Source organism: Actinopolyspora lacussalsi subsp. righensis, assembly GCF_900116555.1.
Classification (GTDB): Bacteria; Actinomycetota; Actinomycetes; order Mycobacteriales; family Pseudonocardiaceae; genus Actinopolyspora; species Actinopolyspora lacussalsi.
Genome location: NZ_FPAT01000011.1, coordinates 90,522 through 115,478, shown reverse-complemented (window position 1 = coordinate 115,478; position 24,957 = coordinate 90,522). Strand labels below are relative to the sequence as shown.

Sequence of the window (24,957 nt, the reverse complement as noted above, 5' to 3'; positions counted from 1 at the left end):
TGGTGTTCGCTCGTCGACCGTAGTGAGGTTGCCACGCGTGGCCTTCGTTCCGGTCCTGGGACCACCCGAACTTCGGGTCAGACGTTTCCGGTGGGTGCCACGGCCACATCGATCACGTCACCGGCGGCGGCGAGCAGTTCGGGGTCGACCCCGTCGTCGACGACGAGCTTGTCGTAGTCCCCAAGCGGAGCCATGCGGTGCAGCGCCTTGCGCGGCATCTTGCTCGAATCCATCAGCAACACGCTGGTGGCCGCCGCGTCGAGCATGGCTCGTTTGACCTGCACCAGCTCGTGCTCCTGGTGGAAGGTCATCGTCGCGTTCATCGCCGAGGTGGACACGAAAGCCATGTCCACCGACAACGCTCCCACCGCCTCGATACAGGGCAGCCCCAGAAAGGAATCGTGGGTGGCCGAGTAGTTGCCACCGAGACAGATCAGGTGCACATCGGGCAACGACTTGAGCTCCTGGATTACGGGCAGGTAGTTGGTGGCGACCGTGAGCGGCCCCACGCCCCCCAACAGTCCGGCCAGCGTCAGTGCGGTGGTGGAGTCGTCGAGCAGGATGGAGGCACCGGGTTCGACCAGCCGCAGCGCCGTCCTCGCGATCGCGTCCTTGAGTTCCCGGTTGGCTCCCATCCGGTACTCCGAACTGCCCTCGAAGACGGTGGAGGGTTGTGCGGAGACCCCACCGTGAAACTTGCGCAGCAGCCCACGCCTGGCCAGTTCGTCGAGATCACGGTGCACGGTCATCAGACTCACGCCCACGAGATCGGCGAGTTCGGCCGCGCTCGCGGAACCACGTTCCAGCACGTAGTCGACGATCTGCTGCTGACGCTGCTCCCGCGAACGCGCCCCTTTGGATGTCCTGCTCATTCCTCACGCTCACTCGAGGGCACCGCGAAGGTTGTTCGACCGCGGAGGTGCCCGGGATCCCGCCCCGAACAACGTATCAATCGCTACCACCGATCCCGGTGGTCGATCTCCGATCTGCATCGAACACGCCATCACTGGGTACGTCCAGCGGGCGAAATCACTTCCCCTCTGCCCCGGGAGATCTCCTCGTGACCTACGTAATTACTCAGCCGTGCGTGGACGTACTCGACAGGTCCTGCATCGACGAATGTCCGGTGGACTGCATCTACGAGGGAGAGCGGATGCTCTACATCCATCCCGACGAGTGCATCGACTGCGCAGCGTGCGAGCCGGTGTGCCCGGTGGAAGCCATCTACTACGAGGACGACGTGCCGGACGAATGGGCCGAATACACCACGTTCAACACCGAGTTCTTCGAGATTACCGGCCTCGGTTCCCCCGGCGGAGCCGCCAAGGTCGGCAGAGCGGGACGCGACGTGACGTCCGTGGCGGAATTACCGCCGCGGGACTGATCCGTTGCCGGACGGAGCGGTGAAACTTTCGCGACTCACTGCGACCGCCTGATCGCCAAACGTGTCCGAGGGCGATACGGTCTTGCGGAGAAGGACGGTGCGTGCTTCCGGCGAGCCGACCAGCGACAGCGCCGTTGCCCCGCTACGAGACACCGAGAGCACGGAAGGACTTTGGCCGGTGACCTCCCATCACCCGAACGGTCGCTCCCCGGAACGAATACTGCTGGTCAGTGCCGATATCGGTGAGGGGCACAACGCGACGGCCCGGGCCATCGAGGAAGCGGCGCGACGGCTCTGGCCCGAATGCGAAACGGCACGTCTGGACACGTTGCGGATGATGGGTCCGGGAGTCGGACCACTGTTCCGATGGATCTACGTCCGCAACGTGGAATCCACCCCGTGGTTGTACGACCTGTTCTACGACGCGCTGTGGCGGTGGCACTGGTTCGCCACCGCTTCTCGACGTTTCGTGGGAGCTTGGGTCGGACCACCGCTTCGCCGTCGAATCCGACGGTGGGAACCGGATCTGGTGATCTCGACCTACCCGATGGCCACTGCCGGGCTGGATCGGCTGCGTCGCCGTGGCGAGCTGGAAAAACCGGTTTCGGCCGTGGTTTCGGACTTCTGCCCGCACCCGTTCTGGGTGTACCCGGAGATCGACCTGCACTACGTGATGAGCGAAGCCAGCCTGCGAGCGCTCCACCGTGCGCAGCCCGACGCCACGGCGGCAGTGAGCGTACCTCCCGTTTCCGCGGCGTTCCGTCCTCGCGACAGGGAGGAGGCCCGGCGGTCACTGGGCATGCCGACCGAGGGTTTTCAGGTCCTGATCGCGTGCGGCTCGCTGTCGTTCGGTTCGGTGGAACGCGCCGTGGACACGGCGCTGGCCGAATCCCGCGTCGACCGGGTGATCGTGGCGTGTGGCCGTAACGAGCAGCTGCGCGCGCGACTGGCGGAACGCGACACCACAGAGCGGAGCTTGTTGGCGCTGGGCTGGTGCGACGACATGCCGGGGTTGACGGCCGCGGCGGATGTGGTGATCTCCAACGCTGGAGGTGCCACCGCGTTGGAGACGATGGCCTGTGGCCGCACGGTGATCATGTTCGAACCGATCGCCGGACACGGTCGAGCCAACGCGGAACTCATGGCACGAGCGGGTCTGGCGGAACTGTGCCCGACCTCCGACTCGCTGGCGGCGACGCTGCACGAACTCACCGCCAGCCCCGAACGACTACGACGCGACGAACAGCGTGCCCTGGGACAGGCGACCGCGGGGGAGTTCACCGAGCAGGTGGCCGCACTCGCCGAACTGCCCAGGCACCGCGGCGCGCGACGGTTGCGCTCCTCCGACCGGTTCTTCGTGCACGCGGCGGACGCGGTGGTACCCCAGCAGACCGGCGCCGTGCTGCGCCTGCGAGAGGCGCCCGAGGAGAGAACCGCCGAACAGTGGGCCGGGCACCTCGCCGAGCTGATCGAACGACGTGCCCGAGCACTACCGATGCTGCGCAACACCCTGGTCCAACGAGGCGCTCGCGGCCCGCGGTGGCACACCGTTCGGCGTATCGAGCCGTGGCAACATCTGGATCATCGCACCTCCCCGGAACGCGACGAGGTGGTGCGGGAGTTCTTCACCGCCGCGGTACCCACGGATCGCCCTCCCTGGCAACTGAGGGTGCTGCGCACGGACACCGAAACGTTGATCCTCGCGAAGTTGCACCACGCGCTGGGTGACGGCATCGCGGTCACGAACACCCTGGTGCGCTTGCTGCGTGACAGCGCCGACGATCGGGAGCGGGATTCACCGCCTCCGCGCAACGAGCGAAGGGCCACGGCGTCCGCCGCGATCCGTTCCCTCGTCACTTCCCGGGGGCGCACGGCACTGACCGTGGCGCGGGGGATGTGGAAGCTGGCCACGGCGGGACCGGCGCCGCTGAGCCCGTTGGACGGGGACAGCACCTCCGGCCGGGTGTTCGACACCGCGGAGCTGCCCACCGGCGAAGTACGCGCACAGGCACGCGCCCGCGGCATCCCCAGCAGTGTGCTGCTGATCGGTTTGACCGCCGAGGCGCTGCACCGCACGCTCGCCGAACGAACCGGCACCGGTCCGGGACAGCACATGCGGGTGATGGTGCCGCGTACCACGCGTTCACCTCGGGACACACCGACGGCGGAGATGTTCGGGAACCACACGGTAGCGGTCTCGGTGGACCTCCCGGTGGGTCCCATGGACGCGGAACAGCGCCTGCGTGAAGTGGCGGAACGGCTGAACGCGGGACAGCACGACGGGCAACCGGCGGCGGCGGGCATCGCCATGGCGGCGTTGGGGATGCTTCCCACTCCGCTGCACCGGCCGCTGGTGCGGACTATCTACCAGCGTCGATTCTTCAACGCGCTGGTATCCGCCATGCCGGGTTCGCGCCGCCCGCCACGGGTCTGGGGGGCGTTGGTGGCCGAGGTGCTGCCGATCCTTCCGCTCGCTCCCGGCGTCGGAACGGCGATGGGGCTGATCAGCTGGGGCGATACGGTGGGTGTGGGGATCACCGCCGACGCTCGGCTGGAGTGGCTGCCCTCCCGGCTGTGCGAGCAGCTGCGCTCCTGCTTCCGGCAGTTGCGAGCCCGGACCGAATCCACCCCACGGCCGGGGACCACCCGTGAGGAAGCACAACGTTGACCGCGACGGGGGCCTGGTTCACGATAGCGGTTCCGGCGGCGCTGGTCGGCGCCGCGAGTTTCGGCATGGCCAGCGCGGTACAGCAGCGGGCCACCAAACAGGTGCCAAGTATCCGGACTCTCAACCCACGCCTGTTGCTGGAGTTGGTACGCAAGCCGATATGGCTGGCCAGTGTCGGCACGGTCATCGTGGGCCTGTCCCTGCAGGTAGTGGCGCTGGCCTACGGCCCCTTGATGTTGGTCCAGCCGCTGCTGGTGACCAGCGTGCTGTTCGCCGCCCTGCACGCGGCCTGGCTGGCGCACCGCAAGCTGGACCGGATCGTCGTACTGGGCGCACTCGGGTGCATGAGTGGCCTCGCCGCTTTCCTGCTGCTGGCGCGTCCGGTGGGCGGCGACGAGACCATAGAGCCACAGGCGATCCCGCTCGCGGTACTGCTCGGAGTGATCACGGTGGTGTGTCTGTTGGCCGCTTCGCGTTTCCCCGGCGAGATCCGGGTGATCGCGCTGGCGTTGGCGACCGGGGTGATCTACGGGGTGACCGCGGGGCTGATGAAGGTGGTGGCGAGTCAATTCCGCGCGGGTGGCTTCGTCGAACCGTTCCAGCACTGGGTGCTCTACGCGGTGTGCCTCGTCGGCCCGTGTGGTTTCCTGTTGAGCCAGAATGCCTTTCAACAGGGAAAACTGATCTCCCCCGCTCTCGCGGTGATCACCACCGTGGACCCGCTGGTGGGGGTGGCGATCGGAATCGGCTGGTTCGGCGAGGAGGTGGTCTCCACTCCGGCGGTGTTGGGGGGCCAGGCAGTGGCCGCCGTGGCGATCGTCGGCGGAATCGTGTTGCTCACGCATCGGGGTGAGTCGCTGCGGAGGGAAATCGAGAACAACGACTCCCTCGGTGATGGTGGAACAGTGACCTGGGGGTAGCCACTCCCCCGACCGAGGACGATACCCGCGGGATCGGTTCTCTCTCACCCACGGGGATGGGGTTGCCGAAGGAAAGGCAGGTGAACGAATGCGGTTCGGTCTCGACGGGCGAACGGTGCTGCTGACCGGTGGATCCTCCGGGATCGGCGCGGCCACCGCGAGGTCGCTGGCGCGGCGGGGGTGCGAACTGATCCTGGTCGGTCGCCACGAACGCGGGCTGCGGCACGTCGCGGAGATGACCGGAGCTCGGACTGTGACGGCCGATCTCACCCGGTCCGAAGAACTCCCCCGGGTCGCCGACGTGGCGGCCGGGGCGGACATCCTGATCAACAACGCCGGAATCGGTTGGGCCGGGGAGTTCACCACCATGCCGAGCGAGCACGTCCACCGATTGCTCGCCGTGAATCTGGCGGCGCCGCTGGAGCTGACCCGCCTGCTGTTGCCCGACATGCGGCAGCGTGGCGGTGGACACGTCGTTTTCGTCTCGTCGATCGCCGCCGTAGGAGTGCGCGACGAGGCCGTCTACTCGGCGACCAAGGCGGGACTACGTGCCTTCGCGACCGGGTTGCGACACGAGATCGACGATACCGGCATCGGAGTCACGACCGTACTGCCCGGCGCGGTACGCACTCCGTTCTTCCGGCGACGCGGCAGGGCCTACGAACGCGGGTTTCCCCGGCAGGTCTCGGCCGAGCTGGTGGCTTCCCGGATCGTGAGAGCGATCGAACAGGGCAGCCGGGAGAGTTTCGTACCCCGCTGGCTGGGCGCGGCGTCCCGGCTGCAGGGGGGCATGCCCGGCACCTTCAACCGGCTCAACGGACTTTTCGGTCGTGACCACTGACCGATCGTGCGCTCCCGGTCCCCACAACAGCGAGAGTTCGGTCGGTCCCAGTGGCAGGAGTGCTGTTGTGGGGTTCGGAGCATGCCAAGATCAACGCGCACCGCTACCGAGCGGGTTCCAGATCGGCCGTAGCACGTTGGACAACAGACCGGGAGTCCCGTTCCCGATCCGCAGCCGGATTCCGTGGCCACGCAGCTCCCTACGGAACCACAACAACGAGACGAGAGCGGCCGAAGCCACGAGTCCGTAGGACCCGATGGTGCTCACCAGCAGGAACTGCCCCACCGTGTGCTCGGCGAGCATCCAGAGCGCGGCGACCCCGTTGGCGATGAACACGGCGGCCCACAGCAACGACACTCGGCGGAAGAACCGTCGCAGTACGGCGTGGCCCATCAGGGCGGGCGGAAAGACGCAGAAGTCGTCGGCCAACCGTGCGAGGAAGGTTCGTTCGAACGGCAGCGTGGCCAGCAGCGCGGCCGCTATCAGGAAGTTCTGCAGGCTCGGCTGCAGAAAGTACAGGAAAGCGCTCTGCGAGAGCAGGCCGACAACGGTACGTACCGCCAACAGTGCCGTGGTCAACAGCAGCACCGCGGGGATCCGCGCACGCAACACCAGTCGGCACACCACCGCCGCCAGCGCCCATCCCAGCGCCGCCAGCAGCCCTCCCGTCAGATCGGTCAGCTGTAGCAGCAGGTAGAACAACCCCAAGGGCGCGAGGGTGGTCTCCAGCAGCTTCTTGCCCGCGTGTGAAAGATGAGTCCGGAGCCCGTCCAGCTGGACGGTCGTCGGATTGTGCATGTTGACCTCACGCGGCGCGTGCGGGATCGGGGCACCCCGCACCGACGCCGTGGACGGTTACATCGCGCTGTTGAGCATGCGACGAGCCGCGCGATGGACTTCGTGTCGAGTTCCATTATAGCCCGAGGTCACGGCACTACACCGCAGCCGGTGACCACGGACACACCGTGCAGGCGGCTCAGCCGCGCATCGCCCGCAGCGACTCCCGTAGCGACCCCATCGTCGCCATCACCGCGGTGGGTTCGTAGCCGCAGTGTGCCATGCAATTGGCGCAACGGGAATCTCTTCCCCTTCCGTAGGACTCCCAGTCGGTCTCCTCGATCAGCTCGCGGTAGGACTGTGCGTATCCGTCCGCCATGAGGTAGCAGGGGCGCTGCCAGCCGTACAACGAGTACGAGGGGATCGCCCAGGCCGTACAGGCGAAATCGCGCTTGCCCTCGAGAAAGTCGAGGAACAGCGGTGAGTGGTTCAACCGCCACTTCTTGCGCCTCCCGTCGGCGAAAGCCTTCTTGAAAAGCTCCCTGGTCTCCTCGACCCCCAGGAAGTGATCCTGGTCGGGTGCCTTGTCGTAGGCATACGCGGGGGACAGCATCATCTGGTCGACGTTGAGTTCGTCGTTGAGGTAGTCCAGCACGTCGATGACCGTCTTGGGCGTGTCGGTGCTGAAGAAGGTGCTGTTGGTGGTCACGCGGAAACCGCGACGTTGAGCGTCCTTGATGTTGTCCACCGCCTGGGCGAACACTCCCTGCTTGCTCACCGAGGCGTCGTGACGCTCCTCCAACCCGTCGATGTGCACTGCCCACGAGAAATAAGGGGAGGGCTCGATCTCGTCGATCTTGCGCGGCATGAGCAGCGCGTTGGTGCACAGGTAGACGAACTTCTTGCGTTTGACGAGTTCGTGGACGAGCGTCTCGATCTCGGGATGCATCAGCGGTTCACCGCCCGCGATGGAGACCACCGGAGCTCCGCACTCCTCGACCGCGGACAATGCCTGTTCCACCGGCATCCGCTGTTTGAGCACGTTGGCCGGGTGCTGGATCTTGCCACAGCCAGCGCACGCCAGGTTGCACGCGAACAACGGCTCCAGCTCGAGGGTCAACGCGAATTTCTTACGCCGCAGAATCTTTTGTTTGACCAGGTAGGCACCAACCTTGGCGGCCTGGCGGATCGGGATACCCATTGCGGCACCTCTTTGCTTCAGCGAGAACGGACAGTATCCAGCGAACCGGGTCCCGCCACAGCCTCGGCCCAGCGAAGCAGCGGCAGGCCGGTAGCGCGTAACCGCCGCAGCGCCCCGGACAGCCGAGCCGGCGAGCCGGGACCCAGCAGCGGTTGTCGGTGGGTGTCGAGTACGACACGCACGATCACAACGGGACGGTCTGCTGCCGCTGTCGCCAACACCTCCGATTCCATGTCCGCGACCAGCGCGCCGCCCCGTGCCAGGGCGACGCGCTCCGCACCGAGAACCAACCGCTCGCTGGTCAGTACCGGACCGAGCCACACGCGCAGCCCGAGGCCACGCAGCCGGTGGGCCAACAGCTCGGGACGGTCGGAGTGCCGGCACGCGCCGTTCCCCGACCCGACGACCTCGGTTCCCACCACCACGTCACCGCTGCGCAGTCCTGGGTCGAGCCCTCCTGCCAGGCCGGCCACGGCCAACGCACCGAATTCGCGCGCGGTGAGTTCGGCCGCTGACCGAGCACTGCGTCGCTTGCCGTACCCGGTTCGCAACACTCGGTTCCCGCCCAGTCGGCGCAACGCGCGGGCCTCCACTCGCAGCGGGGCGCATACGAGCAGGTCCGATGTCATGGCGAGCACCTATTCGGCGTGGACGGCTTGTCGGTATCGCCCGAGAGCGGTCACCGGGAAGATCTGTCGGTAGAGGTGGTAATTGATGTAGAAGTCACCCGGGAACCCCGTTCCGGTGAACTGCGGTTCCGCCCAGCTGCCGTCCGCCTGTTGCGTGTCCGCCAGAAAGGCGATTCCGCGTCGCACCGGATCGGTGTCGTGACGTCCCAGAGCCAGCAGTGCCAGCAGGGCCCAGGCGGTTTGCGAAGCGGTCGAGTCCCCTACACCGATCCAGGCCGGATCGGTGTAGGAACGCAGGTCCTCGCCCCAACCGCCGTCCGGGTTCTGCCGCTGCTCCAGCCAACGGGCCGCACGGGTGAGCGCGCAGTGCCGTACCGATATCCCTGCCTCGACCAGGGCGGGAACCACGGCCCCGGTACCGTAGATGTGGTTGGCTCCCCAACGGCCGTACCAGGAACCGTCGTTCTCCTGCTGTTCGAGCAGCCACCTTATGCCGTCGCGGACGACGCGGTCGTTGGCGTCCCCGAGCTGGGCCAAGGCCTCCACCACGTGCGCGGTGACATCAGCGGAGGGCGGGTCGATGACCGCCCCGAAGTCGCAGAAGGGCAGCTTGTTCACCAGCCAACGCGTGTTGTCGGCGTCGAAGGCTCCCCAGCCGCCACCGCGGGACTGCATACCGCGTAGCCAGCGTCTTCCCCGGTCGGCGGCCGCGGCGATGCGGTCCTGTTCGACATAGCCGGTACGGGTGAAAGCCAGCAGTACTTCCGCGGTGTCGTCGATGTCGGGGTAACCGTCGTTCTCGAATTCGAAGGCCCACCCTCCCCCGCCGGGTAGCTCGGGACGTCGTACCGCCCAGTCCCCTCGAACGGTGATCTCCTCGGAGCGGACGAACTCGACGGCGTCACGAATCGCCGGGTCACTGTCCGGTACCCCGGCATCGTGCAGCGCCTGGATGCTCAGCACGGTGTCCCAGACCGGCGACTGGCAGGCCTCCAGTCTGCGGAGGCTGCCCTGTTCCGACTCCTGTCTGACCAGGAAGCCCTCCAGCCCCCGAATACCCGCACGCATCACCGGGTGGTCGAGTTGATAGCCGAGCAGGTTCAGCGCGAGCAGGGAGTAAACCCAGGGCGGCTGGATACCTCCCCAGGAACCGTCGGCTTCCTGCCTCGCCACGATCCATTCGGCCGCCCGCCGCATGGCCTGCTCGCGCAATGGCCGGATCGGGTGTCGTTGATAGACGTGCAACGCCCGGTCGAGCCCGTTGAACACGGACTCCCAACGGGAGGTTCCGGCGTTCTCGCGTACCCGCCCCACCGGGTGTGTGCCGGTGCGCAGCTCGGCGGTGTCGACTCCCAGTTCACGCCGGGGACGCAGGGTGCTGACTATGGTCAGCGGAACGATGGTCTGCCGCGCCCAGCAGCCCCAGTCGGCCAGGTTCAGCGGTACCCAGCTCGGCAGCATGACGATCTCCGGCGGCATGGCGGGCAGCTCGTCCCACGACCACTGGCCGAACATCGCCAGCCAGATGCGGGTGAACACACGGGTGCGTTCGATGCCCCCGCGGCGTCGGATCCAACGCCGCGCGGTGACCATGTGCTCGTCGTCCACCTCGTCGCCCGCGAGTTTCAGGGCGATGTAGGCTTCCACGGTCGCGGACAGCTCGCCGGGACCACCGTGGAAGGCCGCCCAGGTACCGTCCGCGCGCTGCTGGGAGCGAATCCAACGTGCCGCGGCGGCGGTCTCCGCCGAGGTCCGTATCCCGAGGAACTGACGCAACATCAGATCCTCGGCGTCCATGGTCACGTTGGTCTGCAGCTCTCCCTTCCACCATCCTCCCTCGTGCTGCAGCCCCAACAAGTGATCGCTGCCGGCTCGGAGCGCCTCCTCCCAGGAAAACCCCTGCCCCGGCGGCATCGAGGCCCGCTCGGAATCGACGTCCGCCGCGGACGGCTGTGGCGGGGCCATCGTCTCGGTGACGGGGCCGTCGGCTCGGGGTTGGTCGGCTCGACGGATGTCGCCGTTCTGGCGCAGCGATCCGGTCACTGGTTCCTCCGGAGAACGAAATCGGCGAGTTCGGTCAGTTCTTCGGTCGTTCCCTGACACCCGGCGTCACGAAGTTGCCGGTGAGCGGCCGTCAACCTGCGTTCCGTCTCGGCCCTGGTCCATTCCTCCGAGCCCGCCGAACGCAGCAGTTCCGCCCCTCGGAGCACTTGGGCCTCGGTGGGTTCCTCCGGTTGGCGGTACAGCTCACGCAGCCGCATACCGGCGTCGGTGTCCGAATTGAGCGCGTGCACGACCGGCATCGACTTCTTGCGGGAACGCAGGTCGGAAAGCACCGGTTTTCCGGTCTCCTCCGGATCTCCCCAGATTCCGAGCAGATCGTCGACGAGCTGGAACGCCATTCCGAGTTCGAATCCGAAACCGCGCAGTCGTCGGACGGTGTGTTCGGAAGCTCCCGACAGCAGGGCGCCGAGGGAGCAGGAGCACGCGATCAGCGCGGCGGTCTTGCCCGCCACCATGCGCAGGCACTCGTCGAATCCGACCTCGGTGCGCTGCTCGAAGTCCAGATCCGCCGCTTGTCCCGCGATGAGTTCGCGAACGGTGCCCGACAGTTCACGAGCCGCCCACAACGCCCGCTGCGAATCGGCTTCGAGTAACACGCCGTTGGCGAGTCCGAGCAGCGCGTCCCCCGCCAGCAGCGCGGCGGACCGCCCGAACACGGTCCAGGCGGTGGGACGGTGTCTGCGGGAGATGTCACCGTCCATCAGATCGTCGTGCAGCAACGAGAAGTTGTGCACCAGTTCAACGGCCACCGCCCCGCTGCAGGCACTGCGTTCGTCGCCGTTGGCGGCCCGCGCCGACAACAGCACAAGTGCCGGACGCAGCGCCTTTCCCGGCCGGTTGTCCTCGGCACCCTCGGCATCGATCCAGCCGAAATGGTATTCGCTGACCCTGCGGGTGTCCGGATCCAATCCGGCGACAGTGTGACGCAACCGCGAGTCGATGGATTCCCGGGCGCTGGACAGCGCGGAGGGCATTGTCACTGTCATGCGTCACCTCCACGCCACATCGCTGTGGCGGTCGACGGTCCCGCTGACGACACTGGCCGCGGTGTTTCCGCTCCGTACAGCCCCTTCGAGGGTGTCCGGCCAACCGGTGTCGGTCCACGCGCCCGCCAGCACGAGTCCCCGTTCGGCCGTGCGCGCGGCCGGACGCGACGACCTCGCGCCGGGGACGGGCCGAAACGTGGCCGCGGGCTCTCTCGTGACGAAGAAATCCAGCAGTCGCGCTTCTCGAGCCGCGGGAAACAACCTTCGCAACTCCGGTAGGTACTGCTCACGCAGCCGTGCGGAGCGCGCCTTCACCTCCTCGTGGGCCGCGGACAACGAAATCGCCAGATACTGGCCGCGTGGCGCGTCGGCGGCTTCCGTCCGGTCGAACAACCACTGCACCGGGGAGTCCAGGGCGGCGGCCATGGACAGGTCGGTGACCCTGCGGTCGAAATGGGCGTGCACGTTCACGATGGGCGCGCGCGACAACTCGGTGAGGTCGACTCCGACGGGTGAGGTTCGGTCCGCCAGCAGTTTGGCGGCGGCCGGGTGCGGAACGGCGAGGACAACCGCGTCCGCGGTCAGTTCGTACTCTTGCTCGGCGCTCACCCGCACGCGGTATTCGCACGGTTCGCCGGATATCTCCAACGCCTTGTGCCGGGTCAGCGGCAGCACGCCCGCCTCGGACAGTTTCCGCTGGGCGGGATCACCGTGCACTTCGCTCAGCGGACGACGGATCACCCCGATGTCGCCCCCGGTGGTGGTGTCCAACATTCCGGTACGGAACACTTTGACCGCCTGGGCCAGCGATGCCTCGTCGGGCTGGGAATTCAACGCCGCGACGCAGAACAGTCCCCACAGCGTCGCCACGGAGCGGTCCGATTCGCCGCGAGAGCGCAGCCAACTCCCGAAGTCGGTGCGGTCCAGGGCCGGATCGTCCGGGTCCAGTCCGCGCAGTGCCAGCGCCGTCCGCGCCGCGGTGAGCCGTTGCCGTGGGGACAGCGCACGATGTCCCCACAGTGCGGGCAGCAGGTGTCCCGGCGCGGGCAGCTCGGCACGCCGCAATGTCCAGCCGGGACCGTGCGGGGTGATCACCGGGACACGGAATCTCGGTTGGATCCGCACCCTGTCGAGGGTGCCGAGACGTCGTAGCAGTGCGAGGTACTCGGTGTAGCAGCGCAGAAAGACGTGTTGTCCGGTGTCCACGGTGAGCTCGCCCCGGGAGAACGAGTAAGTGGCTCCTCCCAGCCGGGAGCGCGCCTCCAACAGGGTCACGTCGAAACCGGCGTCGCGACAGCCGAACGCGGCGGAAACACCGGCCAGACCACCACCGATGACCACTACCCGCCCACGGGTCATGATTTCATCCCCGCCAGTGAACGAGCCGCTACGATCATTTTCTGCCTGCCCGGCAGTGTGATCCTGCCACGAGTCACCGCGGCGGGATCATCCGCGATGTGCCGCAGCAGCTCGTGGTATATCCCCGCCATCGCCGCGCAACAGGCGCGGCTGCGGTGATCGAGCAGGGGAAGCAGCCGCAAACCCTCGGAGTACCACCCTTCGATTCGACGGGCCTGGAAACGCACGAGCTCGTTCAGGGCATCGGGCGGGTCGGTGAACATCCCCCGCGAGTCCAGTTCGAGTGAGACACCGAAACGACGCAGGTCCTCGGTCGGCAGGTAGACACGGCCGCCGCGGCGATCCTCCAGCAGGTCGCGCAGGATATTGGTCAGTTGCAACGCCACTCCGAGGGAATCGGCACGCTGGGCGGCAGGTCCGGTGACCTCGTGACCGAACACCCCCAGCGAGAGGCGGCCCACCGATCCGGCGACACAACGGCAGTAGTGCGTGAGTTGTTCGAAGGTGTCGTAGCGAGTGCCGCGTACGTCGGCCTCGCACCCGTCGATGAGTTCGTGGAACACCTCCAGCGGTACGGGCAACCTGCGGGCGGTGTCGGCCAGTGCCACCAGTACGGGGTCCTTGGCGTCCGGGCCGACATCGTCGATATCCTGTCGTGCCTGTTGCAGGCGTAGCAGCTTCTGCTCGCTCGACAACGAACCGTCTCCGATGTCGTCCACCCTGCGGGCGAAGGAGTACACGGCGGAGAGCGCGCCACGTTTGACCGGAGGCAGCAGCCGTATTCCGTAGAAGAAGTTGCGTGCCTGGGTTCGAGTGATCCGTTCGCAGTACCGGTAGGCGTCGCGGACGCGGTCGTGTTCGAGCCCCGCCGAGGACGACATCGAGAGGCGGACCCATTCGGAGAGGATCCTCCTCCGATCGGGACGCACCTCCACCGCCAGTGGGTCGTAGCCGGCCGGTTCGAAGGCCCGTGCCGTGGCCACCCCACCTGCCACGTAGCCCGCGACCGCCATCCGGGCCAGTCCGGACAGCCGCCCTATCAACGGTTGGCCGGATCGCAGCAGTTCCAGCGCGCGATCCACTTCGAACCACACGGCCCCGCGCAGTTCGGCGGATGCGGTTGGGGCCGCTAGCTCCGATTCCGCACACCCGAAGTCCCGCAGGTCGTTGAGCGGCATGTAGATTCTGCCCTGGCCAAAGTCCTCGCCGATGTCCTGGCAGTGTTCCAGGATCTGCAAGGCTGAACAGATACGGTCGGAAAGTCGGATCAACTCCGGCTCGGCCCGGCCGAAGATGTAGAGGACCAGTTCCCCGATCGGGTTGGCGGCGTAGTAGCAGTAATCGAGCAGTTCCTCGAAAGTGGAATAACGACGTACGTGCTGGTCCCGCCGATTCGCCTCGATCAACCGGGAGGGGACCGCACGGGGAATACCGCAGGCACGCACGGTCGGTGCGAACGCGCGCAGCAACGGAAGTCGTGGTGTGCCGTCGTAGGCACGTCCCAGATCCGCCTCGAGCAGTTCCAGCAACCCCTCACGGGGGCCGCACGCCTCGTCCCCGGCGTAATCCACCAGTCGGGCGAAGCCGTACACGGCCATGAGGTGTTGTCGGATCCGGTACGGCAGTACTCGGGCGGCGACGGTGAAGTTCTCCGACTGGGCCCGCGCCAGCACCTCGCCCACCTCCGGCAGCTGGCCGGGTAGCACCATCTCGAACGATCGCGCCGACTGCCGAGCAGGGCGGGCACGGTCCGGTATCGCAGCCATGACCACCTCCTACCCCGCACAGCTGATGAGGGCGTTCATTGTGGTCAGCGTAGATCGCTGAGCGACACAGCGCAGGCTTACTGACCTCGTCCGATTGAGTGACTTAGTGAATACTTCATGTCACTGAAAGTGCAACCCCCAGTGCAGTCGCTCCCAGCTCGGTCGCTCCGCATCGGGTGGTGTTCAGTCCCTGACGGACCGCACTGTCAGTCGGCCGAATGCCGTGGCGGCAACCGCCACCACCAGCGCGCCCACCGCGAAGAAGAATCCGAGCTGTGCCGCCACCCACATTCCCGGTGAACCGAGCGGGGCACCGATCGGAGTCGCGACGCCTTCCGTACCCCACAGCCTGCTCAGACTGGGACCGATGACCAGCCAAACTCCGCCCGCCATCGCCAGCACACTGGCCACACTCGCCAGAAACCGATTCCCGGTGGGAACCAACAACAAACCGCCGAACAGGATGGCCAGCGCGGGCAGCACGCACAGCCACAGCCGGTCGATGGTGAAGCTCCACGGCTGCGTGCTACCGAAACCGTAACCGAAGTAGGGGCCGACGAACGGGATCAGACCGGTCCAGGCTCCCAACAGGACGAGCAGCACTCCGCTGAGCATTCCCCGGCTGCGCCGCACGCTCGACACCGAGCCACGGGTGGTGTTCGGTGCTCCCGCGTAGTGCTCGGCCAGCCTTCCCTCGAACTCGGGGCGCAACTCGGCGTCCGCGGCGGCCGTGGGAGCGGATCGCACCTGGCGTTTGCTGGCCGTGATGCGTACCGCTCCCTGGCCGGGGTCGGCGTCGTGCAGCGGAACGAAACGTTGTTTGCCACCCGCGCGCACCACTCCCCACGTGGGTGAGCCGCTTCGGGGTCCGAGGTAGACCTGCTCCAGCTTGCCCAACCGTGAACCGTCACGGTCCACCACGGTCCTGCCCGACAGGTCCGGCTCCGATTCCGCTCCGGTGTGTTCGGGACCGGGTTCGGGGTCGTGGTGTGGTGTGGACACCGTGACCACCTCGCATTCTCAGGTCGCCCGGTATCAGGTCGTCCGGTAGGAGCCACCGCTGTCGCCGCCCCGCTCGGTCTCGGCGGGTGCTCCGCTCGGTTCCGGAGCGGTTCCCGCACCACGCACCGTCCAGTTCTGGGACTGTTCGGCGGTTTCCGCACCCTGTGGGGAGGCGGCCTGTTCGGCGCCGGTGAAGTTGCGACGGTAACTCGAATTGATCATCTCCGCGGCGGCCTCCCTGCCACCGAGACCGAAGGCCAGTGCCGAACCCAGAGCTATCGCCCCGACCAGGGCCACATAAGTCACGGTGACGATCACCGGAGCGATACGAAGCTGCGTGAGAATCATGAACACACCGATCGCCATCACCAGCGCCGGGGCCGCGGTACGTGCCATGCGACCAGCGGGTGTGTCCCCCAGCGTGCGTCCGGCCAACGTACCCACGGCTCCCGCGACGGCCGCGGCGACGAGGAAAATCGCCAGCGCGGCGATCACGCGCGGGAGATAACCGAGCACCACGTTCATGAAGCCGGTCAGCGCGGGGATACCCAGCGTTCCGATCGCCGAGGACAGCACGAAGAGCATGATCACGGCGAACACGACGGTACCTATCAACCTCGAGGGGCTGCCTCGGGGACTGAGACGCTCCACATAACGGGCTCCCTGGCCGGCGCGGGACATCCGGTCGTCCAGATGGAGACGACGCAGCAGCCGCGTGACGAGTGCCCGAAGGATCCTCGCGACGATGTAACCGATCACCAGCACCAGAAGCGCGCCGATCAGCTGCGGCAGATAGCTGACCAGCTGTGTGAACCCGCTCTGCAGGCTGTCGAGGACGTTGAACCCGGTTCCTTGCGCTAGGACCATATCCATGGCACGCCTCCTACTGCAGGCATCGTGTGGGATCCGATTGCAAACCCGCACGGACCGGCGCGCAAATCCGGACGAACTCCTCCCCCGGATTTCCCCAGCGGTTCGCCGGAGGTGTTCGCTCCGGCACGACTTCCAGCTCCCCGGCCGGGGTTTGTGGCTTCGACCACCCGGGAATCCGCGTGGAGTGGAACGGATGAAATTCAGGCACGAACTGGCACAACAGCTGCGAGTGGACTCGATCAGAGCCGCCGATGCGGCGGGCTCGGGTCATCCCACCTCGTCGATGTCCGCGGCCGATCTGATGGCGGCATTGCTGGACGGTCATCTGAGACTGGATTTCGACCAACCGGAAGACCCGCGGAACGATCACCTGGTCTTCTCGAAGGGGCACGCCTCTCCGCTGTTGTACTCCTGTTTCAAGGCCGCCGGAGCGATCGACGACGCGGAGCTACTGACGTTCCGCGAGTTCGGCAGCAGGCTGGAAGGCCACCCAACCCCCGCCCTGCCCTGGGTGGACGTGGCCACCGGTTCACTCGGGCAGGGACTGCCGGTAGGAGTGGGGCTGGCGCTGACCGCCGCGAAACTGGACACGTTGGGCAACCGGGTGTGGGTGCTGTGCGGCGACAGCGAAATGGCGGAGGGATCGATCTGGGAGGCGTTCGAACACGCCGCTCACTACCGGCTGGACAACATTGTCGCACTCGTGGACGTCAACCGTCTCGGCCAAACCGGCGAGACCATGCACGGTTGGGACCTGAAAGCCTACTCGGATCGTGCCCGCGCCATCGGTTGGCACACCGTGGAGGTGGACGACGGACACGATCCGGAACGGATCGAGGCCGCGCTGAACGAGGCGGAAGCGACGCGGGGACGTCCGACAGCCGTCGTGGCTCGCACCAGAAAGGGCAAGGGAGTCAGCGAGGTCGAGGACCTGCCGGGTAAACACGGCAAACCACTGCAGGACCCGACCGCGGCCATCGAGGAACTCGGCGGAACGCGCGAGCTGCGCGTCAAGGTGAACCCGCCCGAGACGGTGGGCGACCCCCGCACCTTCGCTACGGCCTACGAACCACCCCCCGTTTTCGAAGTCGGAGACGCCGCGGCCACCCGCAAGGCTTACGGACAGGGGTTGCGAGCACTGGGATCCCGACGTGGCGAGGTGGTCGCGCTGGACGGTGAGGTGTCCAACTCCACGCATTCGGAGCAGTTCCGCGAAGCGCATCCGCAACGGTACTTCGAAATGTACATAGCCGAACAGCAGATGCTGGCCACAACGGTGGGGATGCAGGCACGGGGGTGGATACCGTTCGCCTCCACCTTCGCGGCGTTCCTGAGTCGTGCCTACGACTTCATCCGGATGGCCGCGGTCAGCCGTGCCGCGCTGAATCTGATGGGCTCACACGCCGGAGTCGCGATCGGCGAGGACGGCCCCTCCCAAATGGCGCTGGAGGACCTGGCCGCCATGCGTGCGGTGCACGGCAGTACCGTGCTGTACCCCTGTGACGCGAATCAGACGGTCGGTCTCCTCGAACCGATGGCCGACCGGGAGGGCATCTGTTACCTGCGGGCGAGCCGTGGTGCCACTCCGGTGATCTACGGGCCCGACGAGGACTTCCCCATCGGCGGTGCCAAAACTGTGCGGCAGGGTGAGCACGTGACCCTCGTGGCAGCGGGTGTGACCCTGCACGAGGCACTGGATGCCGCGGAGCGGTTGGCCGATGAGGGTATCCGGGCACGGGTGGTCGACCTGTACTCGATCAAACCGATCGACATCGAAACCCTGCGCCTGGCGGCCGAGGAGACCGACGGGTTGGTGACGGTGGAGGACCACTGGCCCGAGGGTGGACTCGGCGACGCGGTGCTCGCCGCGCTCGCCGAAGCGGGAGCCAGTGTGCCCGTGACGAAGTTGGCGGTCACCGAGATGCCCGGTTCCGGTAAACCAGCCGAACTGCTCGCGCAGGCCGGAATCGACTCGGCGGCCATCACCCGCGCCGCTCGGGAGCTGGTACCCAGCTCCGGTACTCGCTGACACATTCCCGGTTCCGGTGGCGTACCGCCCTTCCGGGTGATACGCCACGCCGGGAAAGCCCTGGCCGGTACCCATCGGGTACGGATGGGCGAGAATGCTCATCACAACAAGGGATCAAGGCCGGTCGAAGGGCTGAACAGGATCGTGACGACGTCGATTCACCAAAGGATCGCCGACGAACTCGGCGTGGGCGCCGAGCAGGTCGAAGCCGCCGTGCGGCTACTGGACGACGGGGCGACGGTGCCGTTCGTCGCCCGCTACCGCAAGGAGGCAACCGGAGCGCTCGACGACGAGCAGCTGCGTACGCTGGAACAGCGGCTACGCTACCTGCGCGAGATGGAACAGCGGCGCAACACGATCCTCGAAGAGATCCGCAAGCAGGAAAAGCTCGACGACGAGCTCCACAGCCGGATCATGGCCGCCGATTCCAAGGCCCGGCTGGAGGATCTGTACCTGCCGTTCAAACCCAAGCGCCGAACCAAGGCGCAGACAGCCCGCGAAGCGGGACTGGAACCACTCGCGACCGGGCTGCTGGACGACCCGGGACAGGACCCCGAGACCTCGGCAGCCGCGTACGTGGACGCCGACAACGGTGTGCCCGACACCGCGGGCGCACTGGCCGGGGCACGTTCCATCCTGGTGGAGCGTTTCGCGGAGGACGGCGATCTCATCGGGCAACTGCGCGAACTGGCCTGGCAACGGGGCCGGTTGTCCTCGAACGCTCGCTCCGGTGCTGCCGAGAACGATTCGAAGTTCACCGACTACTTCGACTTCGCGGAGTCGTTGGGGGCGCTGCCCTCGCACCGGGTGCTCGCGCTGTTCCGCGGCGAGAAGGAAGAAGTCCTCGAACTCACCCTCGATTTCGATCCCGACAGCTCTGACGGGCAGGGATCGGCCGACGGGCGGGCACCGAGTGACTACGAACGACGTATCGCCGCCAGGTTCGGCGTCGAGGACCGCGGCCGGGCCGCCGACGCGTGGTTGCGCGAAACCGTGCGCTGGGCGTGGCGCACCCGGATCATGGTTCACCTGGACATCGACCTGCGCAACAGGCTGCGGCAGCGGGCCGAGGACGAGGCCGTGCGGGTGTTCGCGGGAAACCTTCGCGATCTGCTGCTGGCCGCCCCAGCCGGACCACGTGCCACGATCGGTCTCGATCCGGGCTACCGGACAGGAGTGAAGGTGGCCGTTGTGGACGCCACCGGCAGGCTCGCCGAAACCGCCACCATCTATCCACACGAGCCGCAGCGGCGTTGGGAGGAGGCGCTCGCCACCCTCCAGCGGTTGGTCGACCGACACGGGGCGCGACTGCTCGCGGTCGGCAACGGAACGGCCTCCAGGGAGACCGACAAACTGGCGGCGCGACTGGCCGAGTCCCGCGACGGCCTGATCAGAGTCTCGGTCTCGGAGGCGGGAGCCTCGGTCTATTCCGCCTCGTCCTACGCGTCGCGGGAGCTCCCCGAAGTGGACGTGTCGCTGCGCGGGGCCGTCTCGATCGCCCGGCGGTTGCAGGACCCACTCGCGGAACTCGTCAAGATCGACCCGAAGTCGATCGGAGTCGGGCAGTATCAGCACGATGTTTCCGAGTCGAAGCTCTCGCACTCGCTGGACGCGGTGGTCGAGGACTGCGTCAACGCCGTGGGCGTGGACGTGAACACCGCCTCGGCGCCGCTGTTGAGCCGCGTTTCCGGTATCAACGCCGGGCTGGCCGAGAACATCGTGGGCCACCGCGAGACGAACGGGCGCTTCCTGTCCAGGAAGGCGCTTCGGGAGGTCTCCCGGCTGGGGCCGAAAGCGTTCGAGCAGTGCGCCGGATTCCTGCGGATCACCGACGGCGACGACCCGTTGGACTCCTCCAGCGTCCACCCGGAGAGCTATCCGGTGGTGCACCGGATCGTCGAGTCGACCAACAGCTCGTTGGACGGCATCATCGGTAATCGCGGTCTGCTGCGCGAACTGCGGGCCGCGGACTTCGCCGACGATTCCTTCGGCCTCCCCACCGTGACCGACATCATCTCCGAACTGGAAAAACCCGGACGCGATCCCCGTCCGGAGTTCCGCACCGCCAACTTCGCCGAGGACGTCCACTCGTTGAACGACCTGGCACCCGGCATGGTGCTGGAAGGGGTGGTCACCAACGTCGCCGCGTTCGGTGCGTTCGTCGACGTCGGGGTGCATCAGGACGGGCTGGTACACGTCTCCGCGATGTCCAAGTCGTTCGTCAACGATCCGAGGGAGGTCGTCAAACCGGGCGAGGTCGTACGGGTCAAGGTTCGTGAGGTGGACGTGAACCGCAAACGCATCTCGCTGACACTTCGGCTGGACGACGACGTCACTCCCGCCGGAAGTGGTTCCGGAACGGAGTCCGGTGACTCCGGCAAGCGGGCTCGCGGTTCCGCGGCCAACGGCAGGGCCGGAGCGAAGCGCGGCAGCGGCGCCAACCAACGGCAGGGCAAGCAACAGGGCAAACAGCAGGACAAGCGCGGCGCGGGCAGCGGGGCCATGGCTGACGCCCTGCGACGCGCGGGTTACCGCGAGGACTAGCCGGTACGGCTCGTGCGGTGGGCAGGAGGCGCGGCCGTCCCGCCGCACGAGTTCCGGGAAGCCTTCGGGCCCGACTTGGCGCGTTGTCCGCCTCGGCCGGTATCGCACCCGGAGACGTACGGCAATGAGAGCTTCCGCGTGGATTGACTCGCCTCCGGGCCACACCAGCCGTGTGCGGAAATCCACTTCGTACCGATGGTTCGGGACCAGTGCGCTGCTCGCCGCCGCATAGGATGCACGTATGCCGAGTACGTCAGACCGCGAGCACGAAATTGAGGAGCTCAAGAGCCGGTTCGCCGCCTATCAGAACTCCGTTGTAGCCGATGGGCGGGCGGTGCGCTTCCGGATACTGTACGCGGCCCTGGGCAGCGTGCTGTTGGCGTTGTCCGGTGGACCGTGGTTGCACTCGGATGAGTACCCCACCTACGAGAGGACTGTCGGGCTTTTCCGGTTGTTCGAGCTGGTGAATCCGGATTCCGGCGCCGTGATCAGCGAGGGCTACAGTCCCGTGACCGGCGTGGTGCCTGTGGTGCTCGTGGCGCTGGCCGTGGCCTGTCTGGGCACGTGCGCTCCGACCTCGGCCAGTATGCCTGCGCATGCGAGCCTGGCCGCCCTCGCGGGTGTCGCCGCTGTGCTGTTCGGGGTGTTTGTGGGCACCACGGGCGGAGACGAATCAGCTGGGGCGTCGGCTTGGCTCGCCCTCGTGATCGCCATAAGCATCGCCGCTCTGGCCGCCGGGCGAACCGTGTCCCTGAGACAGGTCGACGGGCACGCGTACCGAACCGACCCGCCGGCGTAACGGTTGAGCCCCCGATCGATCTCAGGTCACTCGATCGCAAGAACTCACCAGTCCGAAAACCACGCTGTCCCCGCAGCGGCGGACGACAAGGCGGCCAGGTGTAACGAAGTCTCGTTCGCCGCGCGGTGGAACGAAGTCCTCGGCTCGACACACCACCTGTGCGGCGGGAAGCATCACGGCCGGGGCGACACGACCAACCCGGAACGGGTTCCTCCGGCGTTCGCTCCCGTGGAACATTGACTTCGAGCGAACTCGAATTCGCAGGATTCCGGCGGAGCGTCTTCGACAGCACGGAAGGTCTCGCATGGACAACAGCGGAGTGAGTTGGGCGACGATGCGTTCACTCACCAGGGACAGCTCGGTGACCAGACAGCGTCTCCCACCGGGACTGGCGAAACGCATCCTCGGCTACGCGCGTCCCTACACGCGGATCATCGTTCCGTTTCTGCTCGTGGTCGCGGCCACAGCCGTGCTGGGAGTCGTCACCCCGCTGCTGTTCAAAGCGATCATCGATCGCGGCATCGTGCCGGGGAGACTGAACGTGGTCGTCTGGCTGTCGGTGGGGGTTGCCGGGATCGCGCTGCTGGAAGCGGTGCTCACGCTGCTGCAACGCTGGTTTTCCTCCCGCCTGGGGGAAGGGCTCATCTACGACCTGCGCCGGGACGTGTTCGACCACGTGCAGCGGATGCCGCTGGCGTTCTTCGTGCGTGCACAGACCGGAGCGCTCACCAGCAGGCTCAACAGCGACGTCATCGGGGCGCAACGCGCGTTGACCAGCACGCTGTCGGCGGTGGTGTCGAACGTACTGAGCCTGGTGCTGGTACTGGCGGCGATGTTCGCGCTGTCCTGGCAGATCACGCTGATCGCGCTGGCCCTGCTGCCGCTGTTCCTGTTCCCGGTGCGGTGGATAGGCAAGCGTCTGCAACGCGTCACTCGGGAACAGATGGCCGTGGACGCCGAGATGAGTTCCCTGATGACGGAGCGGTTCGGGGTCGGCGGGGCGATGCTGACCAAGCTCTACGGCAGGGCCGACGAGGAAACCGAGCAGTTCGCCCGCAAGGCCGAACGGGTCCGAGACCTCGGAGTGCTCTCGGCCATGTACAGCAGGGTGTTCTTCGTCGGACTCACGCTGGTGGCCGCGCTGGCGACGGCGGTGACCTACGGACTCGGCGGAACGCTGGTGATCGGTGGTTCGCTGCAGCTGGGAACCCTGGTGGCGCTGACGACGCTGCTCACCCGGCTCTACGGTCCACTGACATCACTGTCCAACGTGCACGTCGACGTGATGACCGCGCTGGTCAGTTTCCACCGGGTCTTCGAAGTGTTGGATCTGCCGCCGATGATCCGCGAACGGGAGAACGCGATCGAGCTGCCACGCGACTCAACGAGTCTCGAATTCGACTCGGTCTCGTTCCACTATCCCGGTCCCGAGGAAGTCTCCCTGGCCTCGCTGGAATCGGTGGCCCGTACGGAGAGCGGTCCGGCACAGCAGGTGCTGCACGACGTCACGTTCCGGGCCGAACCGGGCGAGATGATCGCGCTGGTCGGGCATTCCGGGGCGGGCAAAACCACGATCGGCCATCTGGCCGGACGGTTGTACGAGGTGGACTCCGGCGGTGTTCGGGTCGGCGGGCACGACATCCGGAACGTCACGCTGTCCTCGCTGTACTCGACCATCGGTATGGTCACGCAGGAAGCCCACCTGTTCCACGACACCATCCGGGCGAACCTCGCCTACGCCGCGCCCGGTGCCACCGACACGGAGTTGTACCGGGTGCTGCGGACCGCGCAGCTCGAAGAACTGCTGGACGAACTGCCCGAAGGGCTGGACACCGTCGTCGGGGACCGCGGCTACCGGCTCTCCGGCGGCGAGAAGCAGCGACTGGCGATCGCCAGGTTGCTGCTCAAACAACCGCCGATCGTCGTTCTCGACGAGGCGACCGCCCATCTGGACTCCCGTTCGGAGGAGGCCGTGCAACAGGCGCTGCTTACGGCGCTTACGGGACGTACATCAGTGGTGATCGCCCACCGACTGGCCACCATCCGCCGCGCTGACCGCATTCTGGTGATAGCCGAGGGAAGAGTGGCCGAGCAGGGCACCCACGAACAGCTGCTGGAACGGGGCGGCCACTACGCCGAGCTTTACCGGACCCAGTTCGACGAGCAGGGTTCCCGAGGCCGGGAAACACCCCGGGACACCGCCACACACCTCCGAGGGGCGTGATGACGAACGGAGTGGCTCCCGATCCCGGAGCCCTGTTCGACAACCGGGCTCGACGACCGGGCGGGCCGGAACCGTCACCTGGCTGTTCTGCCCGCCTGGGGAGCCACCCGTAGATCCGCCTCGATCTTGGCGGCCGTCTCCAGCAGCGGCGGCAGCAGCTCGTTTCGGGCGTCCTCCGCACTCGTCCTGCTCGCGTGGGAGGAGACGTTGACCGCGGCGACGACACTGTCGGTGCGATCTCGGATGGGGGCCGCCAGCGAACGCAGCCCGGCTTCGAGTTCCTGATCGACCACGGCCCATCCCTGTGCCCGGATACGTTCCAGCTCCCGCCTGAGCGGACCCACGCTGGTCAGGGTCTGCGGCGCCAACGGTTCGGGACGCACCCGGCGCAGGTACTCGGTGAGCTCCTGCTCGCCCAGGTTCGCCAACAACACCCGCCCCATCGAGGTGGCATAAGCGGGGAAGCGGGTGCCGATGTTGATCGCCACGGTCATGATCCGGGAGGTGGGGACGCGCCCCACGTAGACGATGTCGTCCCCGTCCAGGACCGACACCGAGACCGACTCGTGGACCTGGGCGGCCAGCCGTTCGAGGTGCGGCTGCGCTATCTCCGGCAACGACAGGCTGGACAGGTAGGAGAATCCCAGCTCCAGCACGCGGGGGGTCAGCGCGAACAGCCGACCGTCGGTCCAGACGTAGCCCAACCGCACGAGCGTGTGCAGGAACCTACGAGTCGCCGCACGTGAGAGCCCCGTGACACGGGCGACCTCACTCAGCGTCATCTCCGGCCTGGTCTCGTCGAAGGCGCGGATCACCATCAGCCCACGCGTCAGGGACTGCACCGGCCCCACGACTCCGGAATCGGCCTCGGACTCCATAGCCACCCCCGCC

Annotated in this window: 19 protein-coding genes and 1 pseudogene; 8 read left to right on the top strand and 12 right to left on the bottom strand. The window is 66.9% G+C overall.

Features of this window, described 5'->3' with window-relative positions; all coding sequences use genetic code 11:
• Positions 1-77: 77 nt before the first annotated feature.
• Positions 78-872, bottom strand: a complete 795-nt coding sequence (locus BM394_RS18125; RefSeq protein WP_092980045.1) for a DeoR/GlpR family DNA-binding transcription regulator — start codon at positions 870-872, stop codon at positions 78-80.
• Between the two features lie 188 nt (positions 873-1,060).
• Between BM394_RS18125 and fdxA the strand changes: the two genes are divergently transcribed.
• The 4 genes from fdxA to BM394_RS18105 all read left to right on the top strand — a co-directional run bounded on the left by fdxA (position 1,061) and on the right by BM394_RS18105 (position 5,813).
• Positions 1,061-1,384 carry a ferredoxin gene (fdxA, locus tag BM394_RS18120; RefSeq protein WP_092980043.1) on the top strand — a complete coding sequence of 108 codons (324 nt, stop codon included), beginning with the start codon at positions 1,061-1,063 and terminating at the stop codon, positions 1,382-1,384.
• Positions 1,385-1,481: 97 nt separating this feature from the next.
• Complete coding sequence (locus BM394_RS18115) at positions 1,482-4,052, top strand: WS/DGAT domain-containing protein (protein WP_245780276.1); 2,571 nt, start codon at positions 1,482-1,484, stop codon at positions 4,050-4,052.
• Positions 4,049-4,972, top strand: coding sequence for a DMT family transporter (locus BM394_RS18110; RefSeq protein WP_092928484.1), 924 nt, complete (start codon positions 4,049-4,051; stop codon positions 4,970-4,972). Before BM394_RS18115 ends, BM394_RS18110 begins: the two co-directional genes overlap by 4 nt.
• An 88-nt stretch (positions 4,973-5,060) precedes the next feature.
• On the top strand, positions 5,061-5,813 hold the full coding sequence (locus tag BM394_RS18105) for an SDR family NAD(P)-dependent oxidoreductase (RefSeq protein WP_092980040.1): 753 nt from the start codon (positions 5,061-5,063) through the stop codon (positions 5,811-5,813).
• A 90-nt stretch (positions 5,814-5,903) separates the two neighbouring features.
• On the opposite strand, the gene BM394_RS18100 is transcribed toward BM394_RS18105, so the two are convergent.
• From BM394_RS18100 to BM394_RS18060, 10 genes and pseudogenes are all read right to left on the bottom strand, one after another.
• The gene (locus BM394_RS18100) at positions 5,904-6,611 is read right to left on the bottom strand and encodes a VC0807 family protein (protein ID WP_245780275.1); all 708 of its coding nucleotides are present in this window, start codon (positions 6,609-6,611) and stop codon (positions 5,904-5,906) included.
• A 178-nt stretch (positions 6,612-6,789) separates the two neighbouring features.
• A complete protein-coding gene (gene hpnH, locus BM394_RS18095; RefSeq protein ID WP_092980037.1) occupies positions 6,790-7,791 on the bottom strand; it encodes an adenosyl-hopene transferase HpnH in 1,002 nt (333 codons plus the stop codon).
• 17 nt (positions 7,792-7,808) lie between these two features.
• A complete protein-coding gene (locus tag BM394_RS18090; protein WP_139235259.1) occupies positions 7,809-8,420 on the bottom strand; it encodes a phosphorylase family protein in 612 nt (203 codons plus the stop codon).
• Between the two features lie 9 nt (positions 8,421-8,429).
• Positions 8,430-10,334: a squalene--hopene cyclase gene (gene shc, locus BM394_RS18085; RefSeq protein WP_092980176.1), complete on the bottom strand. Its 1,905-nt coding sequence runs from the start codon at positions 10,332-10,334 to the stop codon at positions 8,430-8,432.
• A gap of 125 nt (positions 10,335-10,459) precedes the next feature.
• Positions 10,460-11,470, bottom strand: a complete 1,011-nt coding sequence (locus BM394_RS18080; protein ID WP_092980029.1) for a polyprenyl synthetase family protein — start codon at positions 11,468-11,470, stop codon at positions 10,460-10,462.
• Positions 11,471-11,473: 3 nt separating this feature from the next.
• Positions 11,474-12,829 carry a hydroxysqualene dehydroxylase HpnE gene (gene hpnE / locus BM394_RS18075; RefSeq protein ID WP_092980026.1) on the bottom strand — a complete coding sequence of 452 codons (1,356 nt, stop codon included), beginning with the start codon at positions 12,827-12,829 and terminating at the stop codon, positions 11,474-11,476.
• The gene (gene hpnD / locus BM394_RS23790; protein WP_342752744.1) at positions 12,826-13,710 is read right to left on the bottom strand and encodes a presqualene diphosphate synthase HpnD; all 885 of its coding nucleotides are present in this window, start codon (positions 13,708-13,710) and stop codon (positions 12,826-12,828) included. Before hpnD ends, hpnE begins: the two co-directional genes overlap by 4 nt.
• 54 nt (positions 13,711-13,764) lie before the next feature.
• Positions 13,765-14,538 (bottom strand): annotated as a pseudogene (locus BM394_RS23785) (squalene/phytoene synthase family protein); the annotation flags it as partial.
• Positions 14,539-14,778: 240 nt separating this feature from the next.
• The gene (locus BM394_RS18065; RefSeq protein ID WP_092980172.1) at positions 14,779-15,597 is read right to left on the bottom strand and encodes a PRC-barrel domain-containing protein; all 819 of its coding nucleotides are present in this window, start codon (positions 15,595-15,597) and stop codon (positions 14,779-14,781) included.
• A gap of 33 nt (positions 15,598-15,630) precedes the next feature.
• On the bottom strand, positions 15,631-16,470 hold the full coding sequence (locus tag BM394_RS18060; RefSeq protein ID WP_092980024.1) for a mechanosensitive ion channel family protein: 840 nt from the start codon (positions 16,468-16,470) through the stop codon (positions 15,631-15,633).
• Between the two features lie 193 nt (positions 16,471-16,663).
• On the opposite strand from BM394_RS18060, the gene BM394_RS18055 reads away from it, so the two are divergent.
• From BM394_RS18055 to BM394_RS18040, 4 genes are all read left to right on the top strand, one after another.
• A complete protein-coding gene (locus BM394_RS18055; RefSeq protein WP_092980170.1) occupies positions 16,664-18,499 on the top strand; it encodes a transketolase in 1,836 nt (611 codons plus the stop codon).
• Between the two features lie 84 nt (positions 18,500-18,583).
• Entirely contained in the window at positions 18,584-21,043 is a 2,460-nt protein-coding gene (locus BM394_RS18050; protein ID WP_092980022.1) for a Tex family protein, read from the top strand.
• Positions 21,044-21,284: 241 nt separating this feature from the next.
• Positions 21,285-21,842 carry a hypothetical protein gene (locus tag BM394_RS18045; protein WP_092980020.1) on the top strand — a complete coding sequence of 186 codons (558 nt, stop codon included), beginning with the start codon at positions 21,285-21,287 and terminating at the stop codon, positions 21,840-21,842.
• 304 nt (positions 21,843-22,146) lie between these two features.
• Positions 22,147-24,066, top strand: coding sequence for an ABC transporter ATP-binding protein (locus BM394_RS18040; protein WP_092980017.1), 1,920 nt, complete (start codon positions 22,147-22,149; stop codon positions 24,064-24,066).
• Between the two features lie 74 nt (positions 24,067-24,140).
• On the opposite strand, the gene BM394_RS18035 is transcribed toward BM394_RS18040, so the two are convergent.
• The gene (locus tag BM394_RS18035) at positions 24,141-24,944 is read right to left on the bottom strand and encodes an IclR family transcriptional regulator domain-containing protein (protein WP_092928494.1); all 804 of its coding nucleotides are present in this window, start codon (positions 24,942-24,944) and stop codon (positions 24,141-24,143) included.
• Positions 24,945-24,957: the final 13 nt, after the last annotated feature.

Coding starts and splice junctions, on each gene's coding strand:
- BM394_RS18050 (WP_092980022.1), top strand. CDS start 18,584: ATGGGCGAGAATGCTCATCACAACAAGGGATCAAGGCCGGTCGAAGGG.
- BM394_RS18100 (WP_245780275.1), bottom strand. CDS start 6,611: ATGCACAATCCGACGACCGTCCAGCTGGACGGGCTCCGGACTCATCTT.
- BM394_RS18090 (WP_139235259.1), bottom strand. CDS start 8,420: ATGACATCGGACCTGCTCGTATGCGCCCCGCTGCGAGTGGAGGCCCGC.
- BM394_RS18045 (WP_092980020.1), top strand. CDS start 21,285: ATGCCGAGTACGTCAGACCGCGAGCACGAAATTGAGGAGCTCAAGAGC.
- BM394_RS18040 (WP_092980017.1), top strand. CDS start 22,147: ATGGACAACAGCGGAGTGAGTTGGGCGACGATGCGTTCACTCACCAGG.
- hpnD (WP_342752744.1), bottom strand. CDS start 13,710: ATGTCGTCCTCGGCGGGGCTCGAACACGACCGCGTCCGCGACGCCTAC.
- BM394_RS18055 (WP_092980170.1), top strand. CDS start 16,664: ATGAAATTCAGGCACGAACTGGCACAACAGCTGCGAGTGGACTCGATC.
- BM394_RS18060 (WP_092980024.1), bottom strand. CDS start 16,470: ATGGATATGGTCCTAGCGCAAGGAACCGGGTTCAACGTCCTCGACAGC.
- BM394_RS18080 (WP_092980029.1), bottom strand. CDS start 11,470: ATGACAGTGACAATGCCCTCCGCGCTGTCCAGCGCCCGGGAATCCATC.
- BM394_RS18125 (WP_092980045.1), bottom strand. CDS start 872: ATGAGCAGGACATCCAAAGGGGCGCGTTCGCGGGAGCAGCGTCAGCAG.
- hpnH (WP_092980037.1), bottom strand. CDS start 7,791: ATGGGTATCCCGATCCGCCAGGCCGCCAAGGTTGGTGCCTACCTGGTC.
- shc (WP_092980176.1), bottom strand. CDS start 10,334: ATGCCGCCGGGGCAGGGGTTTTCCTGGGAGGAGGCGCTCCGAGCCGGC.
- BM394_RS18035 (WP_092928494.1), bottom strand. CDS start 24,944: ATGGAGTCCGAGGCCGATTCCGGAGTCGTGGGGCCGGTGCAGTCCCTG.
- BM394_RS18105 (WP_092980040.1), top strand. CDS start 5,061: ATGCGGTTCGGTCTCGACGGGCGAACGGTGCTGCTGACCGGTGGATCC.
- hpnE (WP_092980026.1), bottom strand. CDS start 12,829: ATGACCCGTGGGCGGGTAGTGGTCATCGGTGGTGGTCTGGCCGGTGTT.